This is a genomic window from uncultured Sphingomonas sp., assembly GCF_936927845.1.
In the GTDB taxonomy this organism is placed as follows: domain Bacteria; phylum Pseudomonadota; class Alphaproteobacteria; order Sphingomonadales; family Sphingomonadaceae; genus Sphingomonas.
In genome coordinates this window covers 9,334-26,286 of sequence record NZ_CAKZHV010000062.1, presented here as the reverse complement: position 1 = coordinate 26,286, position 16,953 = coordinate 9,334, and the positions used below count along the sequence as shown (strand labels likewise).

The window sequence follows — 16,953 nt, the reverse complement described above, 5'->3', positions numbered from 1 at the left end:
GCTGCCGTGGAACTACCGGCCCGTTTGAGGTGACGCCGTCACCGGACGCTTACGGTATGGCATGGAAGCGGCGTCGACGTGCGCGACGATACGTGACTGCCAAGCCGGATGTCGGACGCCTACCAGCATTGGCTCAACCATATGCGCGGTGAGCGTTCGGCCTCGAACGTCGCTGACCGTCCTATTCTTCGACCAGCTTGAGCAGTCGTCGCTCGACGGGCGCGAGGATCGGGCCCAAATCGTGCCCGCGCTTGATCACCTGCCCCGCCTCACCGACGAGCGCCCACATGCCTTGGCGTTGCCGCAGGCTGGGGCGTTTCTCGATCCGGAATTCAGGCCGTTCGGTTGCGCGGCGAAAGGCGGAGAAGGTCGCGGCTTCGCGCCCGAGATCGATCGCGTAATCGCGCCAATGTCCGGCGGCGACCATGCGGCCGTAGAGATCGAGGATGCGCGTCAGCTCCTGCCGGTCGAAGGCGACCTGCGACGGAGCACCGGCGGGCTTGGGAAATGGGGTAACGATACCCATCAGGCGCGGTTACGCCTTTCGCCGTCCTGCTCCTGTTCCTCCAGCAGTGCGTCCAGTCGCTTGCGCATCGCCTCCAGTTCGCAGCGGAGCAGCTCAACCTTCTGCGTGGCGGGATCGAACATCTCCGAACACGGCGTACCATAAGGGACGAAGCGACGTTCGGGTGCCTGCCCGCCCTCGACCATCGTCGGGCGCGCGGGAATGCCGACCATCACCGCGCCTTCGGGTACGTCGCGCGTCACCACCGCATTGGCTCCGACACGCGCGCGCGGACCGACCGTGATCGGCCCGAGGACCTGCGCACCAGACCCGATGATCGCGCCATCGGCGATCGTCGGGTGCCGCTTGCCACCGACGCCATTGTCGGGGCTGGTTCCGCCAAGCGTCACGCACTGGTAGATCGTCACGTTGTCGCCGATGACCGCGGTTTCGCCGATCACCACGAAACCGTGATCGATGAAGAAGTTACGGCCGATCGTTGCGCCCGGATGGATGTCGATCGCAGTGGTCGCGCGCGAGAAATGGTTTACGCAGCGGGCGAGAAAGAAGAAGCGGGCACGGAACAGCCGGTGCGCGAGCTTGTGCCACCCGAGCGCCCAGACACCGGGATAGGTCAGGATTTCAGCACGGCTGCGCGGTGCCGGATCGCGTGCGCGGATCGAGTCGATGTAGGAAAGAAGTGACATGATACCGCGCCCCTATACGCGTGAACCATCCACTTAGGTGCACCTCCTGACCTTTTCCAGCGCCCAACAGCGCGCGAACAAAGCCTAGCGGCACCATCGGATTTCTATCTCGACCCGGCCGCGCGCACCCGCCAAAGAGGCTTCATGCCTGATTTCAGCCTGATAGACCTTGGCACGATCCTGCCGTTCGTCGCGATCGGCTTTGCCGCGCAACTGGTCGACGGTGCACTGGGCATGGCGTTCGGCGTGATCTGCAACGTGTTGCTGGTCGCCGTGGTGGGCGTGGCGCCGGCGCGCGCGTCGGCGAACGTCCATATCGTCGAAACCTTCACCACGGCGGTGTCGGGGATAAGCCACGCGATCAACGGCAATATCGACCGCGCCTTGTTCGTCCGCCTGCTGATCCCCGGCCTGGTCGGCGGCGTGGCCGGCGCCTACGTGCTGACCAGCATCGACGGCAGCGTCGTCAAACCCTTCGTGCTCGCCTATCTGGTTGCGATGGGCATCTACCTGCTGGTGCGAGGGTTGATGTCGACGCCGCAGCACGGGCGCGCGAAGATCGTCGCGCCGATCGGCCTGATCGGCGGCTTTCTCGATGCGGTGGGCGGCGGTGGCTGGGGTCCGATGGTGACCTCCAACCTGCTGGTTCAGGGTGTCGAGCCGCGGCGGGTCGTCGGAACCGTCAACTCGGTCGAATTCTTCCTTACGCTGACCGTGTCCGCTGCCTTTATCTACCATCTGGGGCTCCGAGATTTCGCGACCGCGACACTCGGCTTGCTGATCGGCGGGGTGGCGGCGGCGCCGATCGGCGCGATCCTCGCCAAGCGCATCCCCACGCGCGCGTTGCTGATCCTGGTGGGGGCAGTGCTGACCGTCACCAGCACCTACGGCTTCATTGTCGCGGTATTGATGTAGCGCGCGGGCTTCGCTTGCCTGATCGAGCGAAGGGATTATGCCTGCGCACTCCGATCGAGCGGAGCGATGAATGTCAGCCACCTACCTGCCGACGCTCAAGCAATTGCAATATCTGGTCGCGCTGAAGGACCATGGTCATTTCGGTCGCGCGGCGGATGCGTGCTTCGTGACGCAATCGACGCTGTCGGCGGGGTTGCGCGAATTGGAGACGCTGATCGGGGTGACGCTGGTCGAGCGGACGCGGCGCGTCGTGCGCTTCACCCCGTTGGGTGACCAGATCGCGACCAAGGCACGCCGCGTGCTGCGCGAAGCGGAGGAGCTGGGCGACATGGCGCGCGCCGCCGGGCGGCCGCTGTCGGGTGAGATGCGGATGAGCGTCATTCCGACGATTGCGCCGTTCATGCTGCCGCGCATCCTGCCGCGGCTGCGCGAGGACTATCCCGATCTCAAGCTGTTCCTCCGCGAGGAGCCGAGCGGGCCGGCATGCGAGGCGCTGGCGAACGGGCGCGCCGATTGCGTGCTGCTGGCGCTGCCTTATTCGTGCGGCGACGTGTCGGTCGCGCCGCTGTTCGACGACCGGCTGTACCTTGCCTTTCCCGAGGGCGAGATGCCCGCCTCGCCCGCGGCGGTGCAGCCCGCCGACATCGACGAGACGCGATTGCTGCTGCTCGAAGACGGGCACTGCTTGAAGGATCACGCGCTGGCCGCGTGCAACCGGCCGGAACTGCGCGCCGAGGCGACGATGCTCGGCACCTCGCTCCACACGGTCGTGCAGATGGTCGACAACGGTCTGGGCGTCACGATGCTGCCCAAGATCGCGCTCGACGCGGGGATCCTCGACCATACGCGCGTCACGGCACGGCCGCTCGACGCCGAGCATCCCGACCGCACGCTCGCGCTGGTGTGGCGGCGCGCCTCGCCGCGCGAACGCGACTTCCAGTTACTGGCCGAGGTGTTGAAGACCGCGCGCTAGCTCAGCGCCAGCGATCGGCCGCGTGATCGTCGCTGTCGCGCGCCTCGACCCAGCGCCCCTCGCCCGCCACCACCTCGCGTTTCCAGAACGGGGCGTCGGTCTTCAACCGGTCGATCAGAAAGGCGCACGCATCGAGCGCGGCGGCGCGGTGCGCGGAGGCGGCGCCGGTGAAAACGATCCGCTCGCCCGGCTGCATCGGACCCACACGGTGAACGATCGTCGCGGCGTTGAGCGACCAGCGCCGGACGGCTTCCTCAGCCAATCGCGTCAGCGCCGCCTCGGTCGCGCCGGGATAATGCTCGAGCTCCAACGTCGCGACACCATCATCGGCGCGCACGAGCCCGGTAAAGGTCGCGACCGCCCCGCCCTGCTCTAGCAGCAACTGCTCGGCCGCGATGTTGATCGCATCGGTGGTGACAGCCACGCGGATCATTGCACCTTCGCTCATCCGCCGGTCACCGGCGGGAAGATCGCGATCTCGCGCGCGCCCGCGATCGGCGTGTCGATCGGCACGAAGGCCTGATCCACCGCCGCGCGCAGCCGCGCGGGCTCGGCAAAGGCGGCGGCGTGGCCGTCACTGCGCGACGACAGCCACGCGATCAGGTCGGCGACGGTGGCGATGCCGGCGGGCGGCGAAACCTGCTCCTCACCCACGCCGATGCGTTCGCGAACCCAGGCGAAATACAGCATTTGCATGTGCTTAATCCATGTGCCTGATGCCGACACGCAGGTAATCCCACCCGGTGATCAGCGTCAGCGCGGCCGCTGCCCACAAGCAGGCGAGCCCGACCGCCTTGATCCACGCCTCGGCCGGCAGCGCGCCGGCGAGGATCAGCGCGCCGAAGGCGACGATTTGCAGCGTCGTCTTCCACTTGGCGAGTTTCGACACCGGCAAGGAAACCTGGAGGCCCGCCAGGAATTCACGCAACCCCGAAACCGCGATCTCGCGCAGGAGGATGACGAGTGCTGCGATGATGTGGACGCCCGTGATGACCGCCGTATCCTCGTGCCGCGTGCCGACCAGCATCAGGATCACCGCGGCGACCATGATCTTGTCCGCGATCGGATCGAGAAACACGCCGAGTTTCGACACCGTGCCCTGCGCGCGTGCGAGATAGCCGTCGAAATAGTCGGTGACGCCCATCAAACAGTAGAGGGCGAACGCGACGCCGAACCCCGCCGCCCAGGTCGGCCACCATAGAAACCAGACAAGCAACGGCACCGCGACGATGCGCGACAAGGTAAGCAGGTTGGGAAGCGACAACATCGCCCTCACGCTTGGACCGCGTCGGCGCGCGGTGCAAGGGGCGGCTCGGTCGAGTGGGTCATGGTGGCCGTGTGGTAGCTGGGCGGTTGAGTGAAGGTTGCCGATGTTCGGTGCGGGCGCGGGTCGGACTATCCTCCCCTCCACTCGCCACCCCAAACTTGATCCGAGGTTCCGCTTTCAGGGGGCGGGGACAAGAAACGTGATCCCGGGTCGAGCCCGGGATGACGGAGGTATGGGAGCAGTTCGGGCGACCTCCCTTGTTGCTCGCCGTCGGGCACACTGACCCTCGCCCGTACAATCGGCATTGGTCCACGCTCGCGAAGCGGCTATGCCGGCCAGCGTTTCGCCACAGGACGGGCCTTTTCTCGCGTCATGATCAATGCCCTCGGGCTCCTGAAACGCCGCAATTTCCTGCCGCTGTTCACCACCCAGTTCCTGGGCGCCTTCAACGACAATCTGTTCAAGCAGGCGATGGTCCTGTTCGCGACCTACGCGATCTTCAACGATGCCAAGGTCGAGCAGAGCTTCAACGCGCTGGCGACCGCCCTGTCGACGCTGCCGTTCCTGTTGTTTTCAGCCCTTGCCGGGCAATTGGCGGACAGCCACGACAAGGCGCGGATCATCCGTTTCGTGAAAACGGCGGAGATCGGCATCATGCTGGTGGGAGCGGCCGGGCTGCTGATCGCACATACCGCGTGGCAGACGACCGGCATCGTCCTGATGCTGGGCGCGGTGTTTCTGCTCGGCATGCATTCGACCTTCTTCGGCCCGATCAAATACGCCATCCTGCCGCAGCATCTGGCGCGCGGCGACGTGCTGGGCGGGACCGGGCTGGTCGAGGCGGGCACCTACCTGGCGATCCTGACGGGCACCGTCGTCGCGGGTTGGATCACCCCGCACAGCGCCGCGGTGGGCGTGCTGATCATCGCCGCGATCGGTTGGTTCTCCGGGCGGCAGGTACCGCCGGCGCCCCGATTGGGCCCGCCCATCGCGCTCGATCTCAACCCGTTCCGCTCGTCATGGCGGTTGGTATCGGCGACGCTGCACATCCCGCGGCTGTTCCTGGCGATCTGCTCGATCAGCTTCTTCTGGACGATTGGCGCGGTGCTGATCATCATCTTTCCGCCGCTGGTGAAAAACGTGCTGACCACAAGCCAGCAGGTCGCGAGCATCTTCACGGGCACGCTGTCGGTCGGAATCGCGATCGGATCGGTCGTCATCAACACGATGCTGAAAGGGCGTATCTCGGCGCGCTACGCGCCTGCCTCGGTGGTCGCGATGGGCGTGTTCGTCGTGATCTTCTCGCTGCTGGTGCGAACGTGGGATCCGGCGCCGGCGGGCCAATTATACGACTGGACCGCATTCATCGCGCAGCCGCGCGCCGCGCTGGTGCTGATCGTCCTGCTCGCCATCGCGGTGACGGGCGGCATGTTCGTGGTGCCGCTCTACGCCTTTCTGACCACCACGGTCGCGGAGGATCAGACCGCGCGCACGGTGGCGGCAAACAACGTCGTCAACTCCGCCGCGATGGTGACGGGAGCGGCGGTGGTGACCGGCATCAGCATGGCGGGCGTCACCGCCGAGGATCTGCTGTTCGTCGTCGCGGGCATGTGCCTGGTCAGTGCATGGCTGGCGCAGAAACTACACCGCGCCTGCGACGACGGCTGTCCGGCGCACGATGGCGCCGGTTGAGGCTGCGTCAGAAGATCAACGTGTAGAAACAGGTAAAGAAAGCGAAAAAGCTCAGCACGAACAGCTTCACGTCCTCGTCGTCGCGGCGCACCTTCTTGATAGGTGCAGGCGGCGGCAGCGTGCGGCGAAACGGGTGGCCGGCGGCTTCGTTGGTGAGAACAAGTCTGCGCTTCATGGCGCTGGTAAACGCGACGTTTACGTTTTGGTCGATTAAAGCCGTTGGTTAACGCCCGTGCCGAAACGGGACGTACCCGAACGGGACACGAGAGGAGAGACCGGATGCCGCTCTACGCCTTCAAGGGGAAGCGCCCGACGCGGCACGCAACCGCCTGGGTGGCGCCCAGCGCCGACGTGATCGGCGACGTCGTGCTAGGCGAGGACGTGAGCGTATGGTTTCGCGCCGTTATCCGCGCCGACAACACGCCGATCCCGATTGGCGCACGCAGCAACGTGCAGGAAGGTGCGATGCTGCATTCCGATCCGGGTTCGCCGCTGACGATCGGCGAGGACGTGACGGTCGGCCACCACGCGATCCTGCACGGCTGCACGATCGGCAACCGCGTGCTGATCGGCATGGGCGCAACCGTGCTCAACAATGCGGTGATCGCCGACGATTGCCTGGTCGGCGCGGGCGCGCTGGTGACCGAGGGTAAGACCTTTCCGCCCGGCAGCCTGATCGTCGGCAGCCCGGCGAAGACAGTGCGGCAATTGGACGAGCGCGCCATCGCGATGCTGAAGGTATCGGCGGCGCATTACGTTGCGAACGGGCGTGCCGCGGCGGCGGAGTTGCACGAGGTAGAATAGCGCGCTGGACAGGCGCGAGCGTGTCTGCATAACCAGGGTTATGCCAAAGCCTGCTATTCTCAGCCGCCTGCGTCTGCCCGTTATCGGCTCGCCGCTGTTCATCATTTCCGGCCCGGAACTGGTGATCGCGCAGTGCAAGGCGGGGATCGTCGGCTCGTTTCCGGCGCTCAACGCGCGGCCGGCGAGCCTGCTCGACGAATGGCTGCACCGGATCACCGAGGAACTCGCCGCGCACAATCGCGCCAACCCCGAGCGGCCCGCCGCTCCGTTCGCGGTCAACCAGATCGTGCACAAGTCCAACGATCGGCTCGAGCAGGATCTGGCGGTGTGCGAGAAGTGGCAGGTGCCGATCACGATTACCTCGCTCGGCGCGCGTGCCGAACTGAACCAGGCGGTGCATGGCTGGGGCGGGATCACGATGCACGACGTCATCGACGACCGCTTCGCGCAGAAGGCGGTGGAAAAAGGCGCCGACGGGCTGATCGCGGTGGCGGCGGGTGCCGGCGGGCACGCCGGTCGGACGTCGCCGTTCGCGTTGGTGAGCGAGATCAGGCAATGGTTCGACGGTCCGCTGGCGCTGTCGGGCTCGATCGGCACCGGCGACGCGGTGCTGGCGGCGGAGGCAATGGGTGCCGATTTCGCCTACGCCGGTTCGATCTTCATCGCGACCGAAGAGGCCAATGCCGATGAGCGCTACAAGCAGGGCATCGTCGAGGGGCGTGCGGCCGATATCGTTTATTCCGACCTGTTTACCGGCGTCCACGGCAATTACCTGCGCGGATCGATCCAGGCCGCCGGGCTCGACCCCGACAATCTGCCCGCGGGCGACTACAAGACGATGAACTTCGGCGGCGGCGACAATGCCGGAAAGGCGAAGGCGTGGCGCGACATCTGGGGTTCGGGTCAGGGGATCGGATCGGTCGACAAGGTCGAATCGGTCGCCGCACGCGTCGAGCGCCTGGCGCGCGAATATCAGGCCGCGCGCGCGCGGCTCGGCCTCGCCACCGCTGCCTGACCGAGCCTAGAACGCGGTCGCGAGCCGATCGAGCATCACGCGCGCCGGACTGAGGTTCGGCGCGCCACACTCCTGCGCGGCGTCGAGCCGTGCGACGCGGCGGTGCAGATCGATGCTCGCGGCGATCATCCGCTGCGCCTGCCGCGGCATGTCGTCGGCGACGTGCGCGTCGGTGCCGGGTGCCTCGCCCAGCCGCCGCGAAGGCTCCAGCGCCTGTGCCGGTGAAAGCTCGCCTGCGATCACGGCGCGTTGCGTCAGCAACCACGCGATCACGTGCATCAGCCGGGTCGTGACCTTGAGCGATTCGCAACTGAACGACACGCGCGTCATCGGCGATAGCATCTCGCGTTCCAGCCGCCCGACCTCATCGAAATAGCTGCGCGCCTCGTCAGCCAGCAGCATCGCCTCGAGATAGACCGAATCGATCAGGCGGCGGTGAATGCGGTCGTCGGGAAAGCGGTGCAGCATGGATCAGGTTCGTGCCATAGCGCAGCGGTGCGGACCACGGGGACGTGCGTTCGGTGCCCGCGGCTTCGGTGTCATTTCGGATCAGGCGATGCTGTCGGGCAGCAGATAATCTTCGAGCTGGCTGATCTCGTCGCGCAGCTTCAGCTTGCGCTTCTTCAACCGTGCGAGCTGGAGCTGATCGGAGACGCCGTCGGCCAGGGCGGCGATCGCGCTGTCGAGATCACGGTGCTCGATCCGCAGCAGGTTGAGCCGCGCGAGAATATGCTGTTCGTCCACCCGCTCACGCCCCCTGGCCCTTGTTGCGACTCTTATAGCCTCCACCGAGGCGCATGTGCAGCAAATCGCACGTCGTCGCGCGATCGCCGCGGCCCGTCGATGTTGCACTATTTGTCACGAGACTTTCACACGATTTGGTGGTTCACTCCTCGGTCTCGTTCAACCACGAAGGAGGAAAGAGCGATGCAGACTGCCCATATGCAGGCCCTGGAGGCGAAGCACGCCACACTCGATCAACGGATCCACGCCGAGTCGCAGCGACCGATGCCGGACGCCGCCGTACTCGCGGATTTGAAGAAGCAGAAGCTGCGATTGAAGGAAGAAATGAGCGCGGCGCACTGATCCCGTCAGCGGCCCGGCGGTATTGACCCGCCGGGCCTTTCATCCGCGAGCCGATCGCAGGCTCAGCGTTTCATCTGCTGCGCGATGCCGCGCTTCGTCGCCGCACCATAAGGCGGCTTCAATCCCGCCAGTTTGGCGACATCGAGCTTCGGCTGCCGGTACACCGCTTTCGCGTGACTGAAGGTGCGAAAGCCGTCGAGCCCGTGGTAGCTGCCCATCCCCGACGGCCCGACGCCGCCGAACGGCAGATCCTCCATCGAGACGTGGAAGATGACGTCGTTGATCGTCGCCCCGCCCGAAATCGTGCGATCGAGCACCTGGCGCTGCCCGCGCTCGTCGTCGCCGAAATAATAGACCGCCAGCGGACGGTCGCGCCGGTTGACCAGATCGATCGCGCCATCCAGCGAATCGTAGCGGCGGATCGGCAGCACGGGGCCGAAGATCTCCTCCTGCATCAGCGTCATGTCGTCGGTCACGTCGCGCACGATCGTCAGCGGCATCTTGCGGCTGTTGGTGGCGGTGAAATCCTCGTTCGCCGGGTTCACGACCTCGACGCGCGCGCCCTTCGATCGCGCGTCCTCGACCCAGTCGGTCAGGCGCTGGTGATGGCGATCGTTGATGATCGCGGTGTAATCGGGGTTGGCGAGCAGGGTCGGATACATCGCCGACGCCGCCGACTTTAGCCCGGCGACCACCGCTTCCTCCTGCTCGGGGCGGACCAGCATGTAATCGGGGGCGAGACAGATCTGCCCGGCGTTGAGCATTTTGCCGAGCGCGACGCGCTCGGTGGTGCGCGTGATGTCGGCCCCCTCGCCCACGATCACCGGCGACTTGCCGCCGAGTTCGAGCGTGACGGGCACGAGATGGTCCGCTGCGGCGTGGAGGATGTGGCGCGCGATCCCGGTCGCACCGGTGAAGATCAGGTGATCGAACGGCAGCTCGGCGAACGCCTTGCCGACCTCCGGCCCGCCCTCGACGAAGGCGAGTTCGGTCGTGTCGAAATATTGCCGCGCGATCTCCGCCATCAGCGCGCCCGTCGCCGGCGTGAACTCGCTCGTCTTGACCATCGCGCGATTGCCCGCGGCGAAGATGCCCGCGAGCGGCGACATGACGAGGTTGACCGGGAAGTTCCACGGCGCGATCACGCCGACCACGCCCTTGGGCTGATATTCGACCGCGGCCTTTGCGCCGAGCAGCCCGAGCGGGAATTGCACCCGCCGTTTCTCCGGGCGGGCCCAGGTTTCGAGGTGCTTCAACGCGTGGCGGATCGGCGCGACCGAGCTCGCGATGTCGGTCAGCATCGATTGCTCGCGGCTGCGGTGGCCGAAATCCTCCGACAAGGCGTCGCACAGGCGGTCGGCATGGTCGGCGATCATCGCGGCGGCGCGGGTCAGGCGATCGCGCCGCGTCGACAAGGGTTCGGGGAGCGCCGCCATGAACGCGGCACGTTGAGCATCCAATACGTCTCGCATCACACTCTCCCCTTGTTTTATGGTCTTCTAACTCGCGCAGCCGATCATCCCGGCAAGGGGCATGATGACCCCGTCCTTGTCGCCGCGCTCGACGAGCAGGGTCGCGTCGGACACGATCGCGCCCTGCGCCAGATCGGGTCGACGCGTGATCGTCATGGTGAGCGTCACCAAGGTATCGCCCGCGACGTAGCGCGTCTGGCTGGCGAACCCCAGATCGACCGCCGCACCGCTCGCGGCACGCGCATAGTCGCGCACCTGCCCGTCGAGTGCGATCCGCAACACGCCCGCCTCCGCACCCGCCATCGCGACCAGCGTCCGCGTCTCACCCGTGCTGAACAGATAGGCCGCGCAGCCCTTAGCGGGGAGCGATTGGCGCCCGATGCCGCCGATCGGATAGCCGTCGATCGAGGCGGGCGGACGCGGCTCGGGCGCGGCCACGACAGGCGCGAGCAGGAGCGCGGCGAGGAACGCGGACATCATACGGGCAAGACTATCATGACGAGCCACGCCGGGTAAGCCGCCACCGCGAGAAAGGTCCCGAACGGCAACGCATCGTCCGCGGCGACCGCGCGGCCGCGCACCTGCTGAACCAGCACCAGCCCCAATCCCACCAGCCCGGCGAGCAGCAGCACCGCGGGCAGCATCCGCCAGCCGAGCCACAGCCCGATCGCGCCGAACAGCTTTGGATCACCGCCGCCCAGCCCCTCGCGCCCGCGCAACCGTCGATAAGCGGCGGCGATCAACCAAAGGGTCGCAAATCCGCCCGCGCCGCCGATCAATCGGTCACCGAGCAGCGGCGCGCTCCAGACCGCGCTCGCGATACCGGTGAGCGCGAGCGCCGCGACGAGCGGGTCGGGCAGCCACAGCTCGGCCGCGTCGAGCGCCGCGAGCGTCAGCAGCAGCCACCCGAACACCGCACCCGCCGCCCCCGCCGGTCCCGGCGCGGCGGTGGCGGAGACGGCGCCGATCGCCGCGCAACCGAACTCGAAGGCGAGATGGCGCGGGTCGATCCGCGCGCTGCAGGTGCGACAGCGTCCGCGCGCGGCGACCGCGCTGATGACCGGCACCAGCTCCCACGCGGCGAGCGTGCGTCCGCAGCCATCGCACGCGGATCGGCCATGCAGCACCGAACGATCCTGCGGCCAGCGCACGACGATCGTAGACAGGAAACTGCCCGCGATCGCGCCGGCGAGCGCGAGCAGCACGACCCATGATGCGACCGTCACGCGCGCCTCCCACCTCTGGCAATCGGGTGCCGCATATCTTAGGTGCAGTGCAACAACCAGCGTCGGCTCCACGCAGGCCGACCGCCCACCAGGAGCATGTCATGGCTAGCGATCCCGTCGTCATTCTTTCCTACGCGCGCACCCCGATGGGGTCGATGCAGGGGAGCCTAGCGGGCGCGAGCGCGCCGCAACTGGGCGCAAGCGCGGTCAAGGCGGCGGTCGAGCGCGCGGGCGTGAGCGCGGACGCGGTCGAGCGCATCTACATGGGCAACGTGCTGTCCGCGGGTCTCGGCCAGGCTCCCGCGCGGCAGGCCGCGATCTTCGCGGGGCTGGGCGAGCATGTCGAGGCGACGACGCTCAACAAGATGTGCGGATCGGGCCTGCAGGCGGCGATCATGGGAGCGGAAGCACTCGGCGCTGGATCGATCGACCTGCTCGTCGCGGGCGGCATGGAGAGCATGACCAACGCGCCCTATCTGTCCAAGGCGCACCGCGGCGGCGCGCGGATCGGGCACGATCGCCTGTTCGACCACATGTTCCTCGACGGGCTCGAGGACGCGTACGAGCCGGGCAAGGCGATGGGCGTGTTCGCCGAGGAAACCGCGCAGGAATATCAGTTCACGCGCGCCGCGCAGGACGATTACGCGATCAAGTCGCTGGAGCGCGCGCAGGCGGCGCAGAAGTCGGGCGCATTCGACCGCGAGATCGTCGCGGTAGAGGTCGCCGGGCGCAAGGGCAGCACCACTGTCAGCCTGGACGAGCAGCCGGCGAAGGGTGATGTCGCCAAGATCCCGACGCTGAAGGCCGCGTTCGCGAAAGACGGGACGATTACTGCTGCGAACGCGTCGTCGATCTCCGACGGCGCCGCAGCGCTGGTGATGACGCGGTTATCGGTGGCGGAGAAGCTGGGGATCAAGCCGGTCGCGCGCGTCGTCAGCCATGCCGCGCACGCGCACGCCCCTGCCCGCTTCACCACCGCGCCGGTCGCGGCGATGCGCAAGGCACTGGAGCGCGCGGGCTGGACCAAAGACGAGGTCGACCTGTTCGAAGTCAACGAGGCGTTCGCCTGCGTCGCGATGATCGCAATGCGCGACCTCGGGCTCGATCACGAGACGCTCAACGTCAATGGCGGCGCGTGCGCGCTGGGTCACCCGATCGGCGCCTCGGGTGCGCGGGTGCTGGCGACCCTGCTCGGCGCGCTTGAGAACCGGGGCGCGAAGCGCGGCATGGCGTCGCTGTGCATCGGCGGCGGAGAGGCGGTCGCGATGGCGGTCGAATTGATGAACTGACGGATCGTCGCCCCTCCCGACATCAAGAGGGGCGGCGGATTCACCGTTGCTCGGGCTGGAACGCGTAGCCCGTGCGCGATCGGACGACGTATCCTACGCCGGGATAGGGGAAATGCCCCGCGAAGATGCGCTGGTGCGTCGCCGCCAGTTGCGCGAGTTCACGCTCGCGCGTCTGCGCGCCCTGCTGTTTGTCGCCGTCATATTGGATCGGCCACGCGGGTTTGGCGAGCGAGACGATCGCGCTGTGCGCGGTGTCGCCGATGACGAGCAGGCTCTGCTTGCCCGAGGTGATGCGATAGCCGCTGTGGCCCGGCGTGTGACCGGGGAGCGCGACCGCGGTGATGCCGGGCAGCACCTGCGCCCCCAGCGCGAACGTCTGTACCTGCGCCTTGATGACCGGCGCGACCGCGGCGGCTCGGCCTTGCTGGAGCGACTGCCACTCGGGCGCCGACATCCGGACGGTCGCGCGCGGGAATTCGGGCTTGCCGTTCGCGTCGACCAGGCCACCGACATGGTCGGGATGGCCGTGCGTGATCAGCACGTCGGTGATCTGATCGGGCGTGACCCCGGCCGAGGCGAGGCTGCGCACCAGCACGCCGTTCATCTTGGGACCGAAACCGCTGTCGATCAGCACCAGGCGCCCCGGCAGGCGGACGAGCAACTGGTCGACGCCGAGCGTGATCGGATCGGCCGGGGCACCGCGGGCGCGCAGCACCGCCGCCACGTCCGCAGTCGGATGACCGATGCCGAACGTCTGACCGTCATTCGCCACGACGTTTTCCGCGTCGCGCAATGAGACGACCTCGACCGTGCCGACGCGGAACGGCGTGGCGGCGGGCGTCGCCACCCGCGGTGCGGCGGATACCGCGACCGCGGCAAAGGCAGTGCCGAGCGCAAGCGAGGCGAGTGGGCGGATCATCGAAAGCGTCCTCTGCAGATGGCAGAGCCGAAATGACCGACGCGCGCGTGCGTTCCCGCCGTCGCCGCGCACCGTCAGACGAGCACGGGCTCGCGCCAGCCGTGCGGATCGGGCGCGCGGCCGCGCTGGATCGCGTTCAGCGTGTCGAGGATCCGCTGCGTCGTCTGCCCCGTCGACCCGCTGCCGATGGTGAATTCATAGCCCGGCCCCGCGACGCGCCCGATCGGCGTCACGACCGCGGCGGTGCCGCAGGCGAAGCTCTCGACCAAACGGCCGCTCGCCGCGTCATCGCGCCATTGCTCGATCGAATAAGGCTCCTCGCGCACCACCAGCCCTTCGTCGCGTGCCAGCCTCAGGATCGAGTCGCGCGTGATGCCGGGCAGGATCGTGCCGGTCAGCGGCGGGGTCTGGATCGAACCGTCGTCGAACACGAAGAAGATGTTCATGCCGCCCAATTCCTCGATCCAGCGGCGCTCGGCCGCGTCGAGGAACACGACCTGATCGTAGCCGCGGCGGATCGCCTCCTGCTGCGCGACGAGGCTGGTGGCGTAATTGCCTCCGCACTTGGCCGCACCCGTACCGCCCGCACCCGCGCGCGTGTAATCGTGGCTGACCCAAAGCGAGACGGCGCGCGCGCCACCCTTCCAATAAGCGCCGACCGACGAGGCCAGCACCATGTAGATGTACTGCGCGGCGGGCTTCACACCCAGGAACACTTCCGACGCGATCATGAACGGGCGCAGATAGAGCGAGCCTTCGGCGCTGGTCGGGATCCAGTCGCGATCGGTCTTCACCAGTTCGTGGATCGAGGCGAGGAACAGCTCGTCGGGCAGCTCGGGCATCGCCATGCGACGCGCGGAGGCGCGGAAGCGTTCGGCATTGGCGCGCGGGCGGAACAGCGCGATGCTGTCGTCCTCCTGCCGGTACGCCTTCATGCCTTCGAAGATTTCCTGCGCGTAGTGGAGCACCGCCGATGCCGGGTCCATCGTCAGCGGCGCACGCGCGGTGATGCGCCCGTCGTGCCAGCCCTGCTCCTCGTTGTAGAGCATGACCGCCATGTGATCGGTGAAGACGCGCCCGAACACCGGGTCCACCAGTCGCGCGGTGCGATCCTCGATCGAGACGGGCGTGGGATGACGTTCAAGCGCGAACACGGGGGTTCCTCCAGGTCTGATGCGCCGCAAAGCGGGTTGCGGTCGGTTATGGGCGATGGCAAAGCCGGTCAACATGACTGCCCCACCCCAGCCCGCCCCTTCCCAGATCGCGTCGCCGCAGTTTCTTCGGGAGCCCGAGCTGCGTCGGGGCATGGAGCTGCTCTACTTCGGAAACAGCCACATTACACGCGCGATCGACCGCGGGCTGGCGAAACAGGGACTCGGCCGCGCGCACCACCGCGCGCTTTATTTCATCGCGCGGCGACCCGACATGCCGGTCAGCGAGCTGCTCGCCTTGCTCAACATCACCAAACAGTCGCTCGGCCGCGTGCTGAACGAGCTGATCGAGCGCGACATGGTGGAAACGCGTCCGGGCGAGCGCGATCGGCGGCAGCGGCTGCTGCGCCTGACCGAAGCGGGCACCGCGCTTGAAGCACAATTGTTCGAGGCGCTGCGCGAGCGACTGTCGGCGGCCTATTCGCGTGCCGGAATGAATGCGGTGACGGGTTTCTGGGCGGTGCTCGAGGGCTTGATCCCGCCCGAGGAAATGCCGCGCGTCGAGGCGCTGCGCCGCTGATCGACGCCTAACTGCCGTTCAGACCGGGCGGCGTCGTTCCTCGGCCATTTCGCGCCCGCGGCGGATCGCCGCTTCCAGCGTGCGCGTCAGCAATTGGTTGAGCGCTGCGTCGGCGTCGAGCACGTTCAATCCCTGCCGCGTCATGCCGCCGGGGCTCGCCACCGCATCGGCGAGCGCCGCCGGCGTCCGCTTGCTTGCCGCAGCCATCTGCGCGGCGCCCGCGACCGTGGTCATCGCAACCGCCGCAGCGTCGCCGTGGTCCATTCCGCCGGCCACGCCCGCCGCGGCGAGCGCATCGATGAAGCGGAACAGGAATGCGGGACCGGTGCCCGACAATGCACCCGCGACCTCGAACGAGGCGGCATCGTCGAACCAGCGCACAAGCCCGAGCGGCGCCATCAGCGCGTCGACCTGCGAGCGGGCCACCTCGCTCGCTTGGGAGGCATGAACCGCGACCACACCCTGGCCGATCTCGACCGGCAGATTGGGCATGACGACGATCGGCTCGGGACCAGGAAAACGACTACGCAGCGCGGCGGCATCGACCCCGGCGAGCATGGAGACGATCACCGGCGCGGCGGCGACGCGCGCGGCGTGGCGCGCGGCGACCTCGTCGAGCTGCTGCGGCTTGACGCCCAATACGACCAGGTCGGGGGCCCCGGTGGCTGGAAGGTCGCGCTCCTGCACGACGCCCGCGGGTAGCTCGCGGTCGGTCCGGTTGACGACGTGGACGTCGCCTGGCGACACCACGCCGCTCGCGACCCAGCGGCGCAGCATGGCGCCGGCCATGTTGCCGCAGCCGATCATCCACAAACGCATGATCCGCCCCTCAGGCCTCGCCGTGCGTCTCGACCATCGCCGCGGCGATCGCCTCGGCCGGGGTCTTGCCGCCCCACAGCACGAACTGGAACACGGGATAGAAACGCTCGCACTCGTCGATCGCGGTCTCGATCATCAGCTCGGCGGCGGTGAGCGACAGGCTGGGTTCGTCGTCGACCGAGTCGACCATCGTCGCGTTGCGGTAGAGCAGGATGCCGCTCGACGACCAGAGCTCGAAATGACCGAGCCAGAGCTGCTCGTTGACCAGCGCCAGCGTTTCCCAGATCGCGGGGCGACGATCCTCGGTCACCTTGACGTCGGGGAAGGCGAGGAATTGCAGCACGCCGTCCTCTTCGCGGAACAGCGCGCGCAGTTCGTACTCGGTCCAGCTCCCCTTGATTGTCGCGGTGATCTCCTCGTCGTGGCGATCGCACGACCAGCCGTGCGCGAGGAAGTACGACTCGAGCATTTCGAGCGGCGCCTCGCGTTCGGGTTCCATGTCGGCTTCGTCGAGCATGGCCATCGTCATCGCA

Annotated in this window: 23 protein-coding genes; 8 read left to right on the top strand and 15 right to left on the bottom strand. The window is 67.4% G+C overall.

Annotated elements, in window-relative coordinates:
- Positions 1-181: 181 nt before the first annotated feature.
- Positions 182-526 carry a DUF2794 domain-containing protein gene (locus Q0579_RS13585; protein ID WP_298813305.1) on the bottom strand — a complete coding sequence of 115 codons (345 nt, stop codon included), beginning with the start codon at positions 524-526 and terminating at the stop codon, positions 182-184.
- Complete coding sequence (epsC, locus tag Q0579_RS13580) at positions 526-1,212, bottom strand: serine O-acetyltransferase EpsC (protein WP_298813303.1); 687 nt, start codon at positions 1,210-1,212, stop codon at positions 526-528. Before epsC ends, Q0579_RS13585 begins: the two co-directional genes overlap by 1 nt.
- 144 nt (positions 1,213-1,356) lie before the next feature.
- Here epsC and Q0579_RS13575 point away from each other — a divergent pair, with 144 nt between their 5' ends.
- Both Q0579_RS13575 and Q0579_RS13570 read left to right on the top strand, forming a co-directional pair.
- The gene (locus Q0579_RS13575; RefSeq protein ID WP_298813301.1) at positions 1,357-2,127 is read left to right on the top strand and encodes a sulfite exporter TauE/SafE family protein; all 771 of its coding nucleotides are present in this window, start codon (positions 1,357-1,359) and stop codon (positions 2,125-2,127) included.
- Positions 2,128-2,197: 70 nt separating this feature from the next.
- Complete coding sequence (locus Q0579_RS13570) at positions 2,198-3,100, top strand: hydrogen peroxide-inducible genes activator (protein WP_298813299.1); 903 nt, start codon at positions 2,198-2,200, stop codon at positions 3,098-3,100.
- A 1-nt stretch (position 3,101) separates the two neighbouring features.
- On the opposite strand, the gene Q0579_RS13565 is transcribed toward Q0579_RS13570, so the two are convergent.
- The 3 genes from Q0579_RS13565 to pgsA are packed head-to-tail and all read right to left on the bottom strand — an operon-like array spanning position 3,102 to position 4,367.
- Positions 3,102-3,533, bottom strand: coding sequence for a molybdenum cofactor biosynthesis protein MoaE (locus Q0579_RS13565; RefSeq protein WP_298813297.1), 432 nt, complete (start codon positions 3,531-3,533; stop codon positions 3,102-3,104).
- An 11-nt stretch (positions 3,534-3,544) separates the two neighbouring features.
- Positions 3,545-3,796: a molybdopterin converting factor subunit 1 gene (gene moaD / locus Q0579_RS13560; RefSeq protein WP_298813295.1), complete on the bottom strand. Its 252-nt coding sequence runs from the start codon at positions 3,794-3,796 to the stop codon at positions 3,545-3,547.
- Between the two features lie 4 nt (positions 3,797-3,800).
- Complete coding sequence (gene pgsA / locus Q0579_RS13555) at positions 3,801-4,367, bottom strand: CDP-diacylglycerol--glycerol-3-phosphate 3-phosphatidyltransferase (protein ID WP_298813293.1); 567 nt, start codon at positions 4,365-4,367, stop codon at positions 3,801-3,803.
- 372 nt (positions 4,368-4,739) lie between these two features.
- Here pgsA and Q0579_RS13550 point away from each other — a divergent pair, with 372 nt between their 5' ends.
- Positions 4,740-6,059: an MFS transporter gene (locus Q0579_RS13550; protein WP_298813292.1), complete on the top strand. Its 1,320-nt coding sequence runs from the start codon at positions 4,740-4,742 to the stop codon at positions 6,057-6,059.
- Between the two features lie 7 nt (positions 6,060-6,066).
- On the opposite strand, the gene Q0579_RS13545 is transcribed toward Q0579_RS13550, so the two are convergent.
- Positions 6,067-6,234 carry a hypothetical protein gene (locus Q0579_RS13545; RefSeq protein WP_298813290.1) on the bottom strand — a complete coding sequence of 56 codons (168 nt, stop codon included), beginning with the start codon at positions 6,232-6,234 and terminating at the stop codon, positions 6,067-6,069.
- A 104-nt stretch (positions 6,235-6,338) separates the two neighbouring features.
- Between Q0579_RS13545 and Q0579_RS13540 the strand changes: the two genes are divergently transcribed.
- Positions 6,339-6,863 carry a gamma carbonic anhydrase family protein gene (locus Q0579_RS13540; protein ID WP_298813288.1) on the top strand — a complete coding sequence of 175 codons (525 nt, stop codon included), beginning with the start codon at positions 6,339-6,341 and terminating at the stop codon, positions 6,861-6,863.
- Between the two features lie 40 nt (positions 6,864-6,903).
- Positions 6,904-7,878 carry a nitronate monooxygenase family protein gene (locus Q0579_RS13535; protein ID WP_298813286.1) on the top strand — a complete coding sequence of 325 codons (975 nt, stop codon included), beginning with the start codon at positions 6,904-6,906 and terminating at the stop codon, positions 7,876-7,878.
- Positions 7,879-7,884: 6 nt separating this feature from the next.
- On the opposite strand, the gene Q0579_RS13530 is transcribed toward Q0579_RS13535, so the two are convergent.
- Together Q0579_RS13530 and Q0579_RS13525 are read right to left on the bottom strand one after the other, a co-directional pair.
- Positions 7,885-8,346 carry a DUF1465 family protein gene (locus tag Q0579_RS13530; RefSeq protein WP_298813284.1) on the bottom strand — a complete coding sequence of 154 codons (462 nt, stop codon included), beginning with the start codon at positions 8,344-8,346 and terminating at the stop codon, positions 7,885-7,887.
- A gap of 81 nt (positions 8,347-8,427) precedes the next feature.
- The gene (locus tag Q0579_RS13525) at positions 8,428-8,622 is read right to left on the bottom strand and encodes a DUF465 domain-containing protein (protein WP_298813283.1); all 195 of its coding nucleotides are present in this window, start codon (positions 8,620-8,622) and stop codon (positions 8,428-8,430) included.
- 183 nt (positions 8,623-8,805) lie between these two features.
- On the opposite strand from Q0579_RS13525, the gene Q0579_RS13520 reads away from it, so the two are divergent.
- The gene (locus Q0579_RS13520) at positions 8,806-8,964 is read left to right on the top strand and encodes a YdcH family protein (RefSeq protein ID WP_298813281.1); all 159 of its coding nucleotides are present in this window, start codon (positions 8,806-8,808) and stop codon (positions 8,962-8,964) included.
- Between the two features lie 62 nt (positions 8,965-9,026).
- Here Q0579_RS13520 and Q0579_RS13515 read toward each other — a convergent pair whose 3' ends face one another.
- Genes Q0579_RS13515 through Q0579_RS13505 form a run of 3 tightly spaced genes read right to left on the bottom strand, consistent with a single transcriptional unit; the run spans position 9,027 to position 11,662 of the window.
- The gene (locus tag Q0579_RS13515) at positions 9,027-10,436 is read right to left on the bottom strand and encodes a coniferyl aldehyde dehydrogenase (protein WP_298813279.1); all 1,410 of its coding nucleotides are present in this window, start codon (positions 10,434-10,436) and stop codon (positions 9,027-9,029) included.
- A gap of 27 nt (positions 10,437-10,463) precedes the next feature.
- Positions 10,464-10,916 (bottom strand): hypothetical protein, encoded by a 453-nt coding sequence (locus tag Q0579_RS13510; protein WP_298813277.1) that lies wholly within the window; start codon positions 10,914-10,916, stop codon positions 10,464-10,466.
- Positions 10,913-11,662: an A24 family peptidase gene (locus tag Q0579_RS13505; RefSeq protein ID WP_298813275.1), complete on the bottom strand. Its 750-nt coding sequence runs from the start codon at positions 11,660-11,662 to the stop codon at positions 10,913-10,915. Before Q0579_RS13505 ends, Q0579_RS13510 begins: the two co-directional genes overlap by 4 nt.
- Before the next feature lie 101 nt (positions 11,663-11,763).
- Between Q0579_RS13505 and Q0579_RS13500 the strand changes: the two genes are divergently transcribed.
- A complete protein-coding gene (locus Q0579_RS13500; protein WP_298813274.1) occupies positions 11,764-12,951 on the top strand; it encodes an acetyl-CoA C-acyltransferase in 1,188 nt (395 codons plus the stop codon).
- A gap of 40 nt (positions 12,952-12,991) precedes the next feature.
- Here Q0579_RS13500 and Q0579_RS13495 read toward each other — a convergent pair whose 3' ends face one another.
- Together Q0579_RS13495 and Q0579_RS13490 are read right to left on the bottom strand one after the other, a co-directional pair.
- Positions 12,992-13,870 carry an MBL fold metallo-hydrolase gene (locus Q0579_RS13495; protein ID WP_298813272.1) on the bottom strand — a complete coding sequence of 293 codons (879 nt, stop codon included), beginning with the start codon at positions 13,868-13,870 and terminating at the stop codon, positions 12,992-12,994.
- A gap of 74 nt (positions 13,871-13,944) precedes the next feature.
- Positions 13,945-15,024 carry a branched-chain amino acid aminotransferase gene (locus tag Q0579_RS13490; protein WP_298813270.1) on the bottom strand — a complete coding sequence of 360 codons (1,080 nt, stop codon included), beginning with the start codon at positions 15,022-15,024 and terminating at the stop codon, positions 13,945-13,947.
- A 73-nt stretch (positions 15,025-15,097) separates the two neighbouring features.
- Between Q0579_RS13490 and Q0579_RS13485 the strand changes: the two genes are divergently transcribed.
- On the top strand, positions 15,098-15,601 hold the full coding sequence (locus tag Q0579_RS13485) for a helix-turn-helix domain-containing protein (RefSeq protein ID WP_298813268.1): 504 nt from the start codon (positions 15,098-15,100) through the stop codon (positions 15,599-15,601).
- Positions 15,602-15,619: 18 nt separating this feature from the next.
- Here Q0579_RS13485 and Q0579_RS13480 read toward each other — a convergent pair whose 3' ends face one another.
- Both Q0579_RS13480 and Q0579_RS13475 read right to left on the bottom strand, forming a co-directional pair.
- Positions 15,620-16,420 carry a pyrroline-5-carboxylate reductase dimerization domain-containing protein gene (locus Q0579_RS13480; protein ID WP_298813266.1) on the bottom strand — a complete coding sequence of 267 codons (801 nt, stop codon included), beginning with the start codon at positions 16,418-16,420 and terminating at the stop codon, positions 15,620-15,622.
- A gap of 10 nt (positions 16,421-16,430) precedes the next feature.
- The gene (locus tag Q0579_RS13475; RefSeq protein ID WP_298813264.1) at positions 16,431-16,949 is read right to left on the bottom strand and encodes a YbjN domain-containing protein; all 519 of its coding nucleotides are present in this window, start codon (positions 16,947-16,949) and stop codon (positions 16,431-16,433) included.
- Positions 16,950-16,953 lie beyond the last annotated feature (4 nt).

Excerpts from the sequence above, each read along its gene's own strand:
- Q0579_RS13495 (WP_298813272.1), bottom strand. The coding sequence starts at position 13,870 with ATGATCCGCCCACTCGCCTCGCTTGCGCTCGGCACTGCCTTTGCCGCG.
- Q0579_RS13570 (WP_298813299.1), top strand. The coding sequence starts at position 2,198 with ATGTCAGCCACCTACCTGCCGACGCTCAAGCAATTGCAATATCTGGTC.
- Q0579_RS13575 (WP_298813301.1), top strand. The coding sequence starts at position 1,357 with ATGCCTGATTTCAGCCTGATAGACCTTGGCACGATCCTGCCGTTCGTC.
- Q0579_RS13530 (WP_298813284.1), bottom strand. The coding sequence starts at position 8,346 with ATGCTGCACCGCTTTCCCGACGACCGCATTCACCGCCGCCTGATCGAT.
- Q0579_RS13500 (WP_298813274.1), top strand. The coding sequence starts at position 11,764 with ATGGCTAGCGATCCCGTCGTCATTCTTTCCTACGCGCGCACCCCGATG.
- Q0579_RS13550 (WP_298813292.1), top strand. The coding sequence starts at position 4,740 with ATGATCAATGCCCTCGGGCTCCTGAAACGCCGCAATTTCCTGCCGCTG.
- pgsA (WP_298813293.1), bottom strand. The coding sequence starts at position 4,367 with ATGTTGTCGCTTCCCAACCTGCTTACCTTGTCGCGCATCGTCGCGGTG.
- Q0579_RS13485 (WP_298813268.1), top strand. The coding sequence starts at position 15,098 with ATGACTGCCCCACCCCAGCCCGCCCCTTCCCAGATCGCGTCGCCGCAG.
- Q0579_RS13565 (WP_298813297.1), bottom strand. The coding sequence starts at position 3,533 with ATGATCCGCGTGGCTGTCACCACCGATGCGATCAACATCGCGGCCGAG.
- Q0579_RS13520 (WP_298813281.1), top strand. The coding sequence starts at position 8,806 with ATGCAGACTGCCCATATGCAGGCCCTGGAGGCGAAGCACGCCACACTC.
- Q0579_RS13475 (WP_298813264.1), bottom strand. The coding sequence starts at position 16,949 with ATGACGATGGCCATGCTCGACGAAGCCGACATGGAACCCGAACGCGAG.
- Q0579_RS13510 (WP_298813277.1), bottom strand. The coding sequence starts at position 10,916 with ATGATGTCCGCGTTCCTCGCCGCGCTCCTGCTCGCGCCTGTCGTGGCC.
- Q0579_RS13540 (WP_298813288.1), top strand. The coding sequence starts at position 6,339 with ATGCCGCTCTACGCCTTCAAGGGGAAGCGCCCGACGCGGCACGCAACC.
- Q0579_RS13535 (WP_298813286.1), top strand. The coding sequence starts at position 6,904 with ATGCCAAAGCCTGCTATTCTCAGCCGCCTGCGTCTGCCCGTTATCGGC.
- Q0579_RS13480 (WP_298813266.1), bottom strand. The coding sequence starts at position 16,420 with ATGCGTTTGTGGATGATCGGCTGCGGCAACATGGCCGGCGCCATGCTG.
- Q0579_RS13585 (WP_298813305.1), bottom strand. The coding sequence starts at position 526 with ATGGGTATCGTTACCCCATTTCCCAAGCCCGCCGGTGCTCCGTCGCAG.
- epsC (WP_298813303.1), bottom strand. The coding sequence starts at position 1,212 with ATGTCACTTCTTTCCTACATCGACTCGATCCGCGCACGCGATCCGGCA.
- Q0579_RS13515 (WP_298813279.1), bottom strand. The coding sequence starts at position 10,436 with ATGCGAGACGTATTGGATGCTCAACGTGCCGCGTTCATGGCGGCGCTC.
- moaD (WP_298813295.1), bottom strand. The coding sequence starts at position 3,796 with ATGCAAATGCTGTATTTCGCCTGGGTTCGCGAACGCATCGGCGTGGGT.
- Q0579_RS13545 (WP_298813290.1), bottom strand. The coding sequence starts at position 6,234 with ATGAAGCGCAGACTTGTTCTCACCAACGAAGCCGCCGGCCACCCGTTT.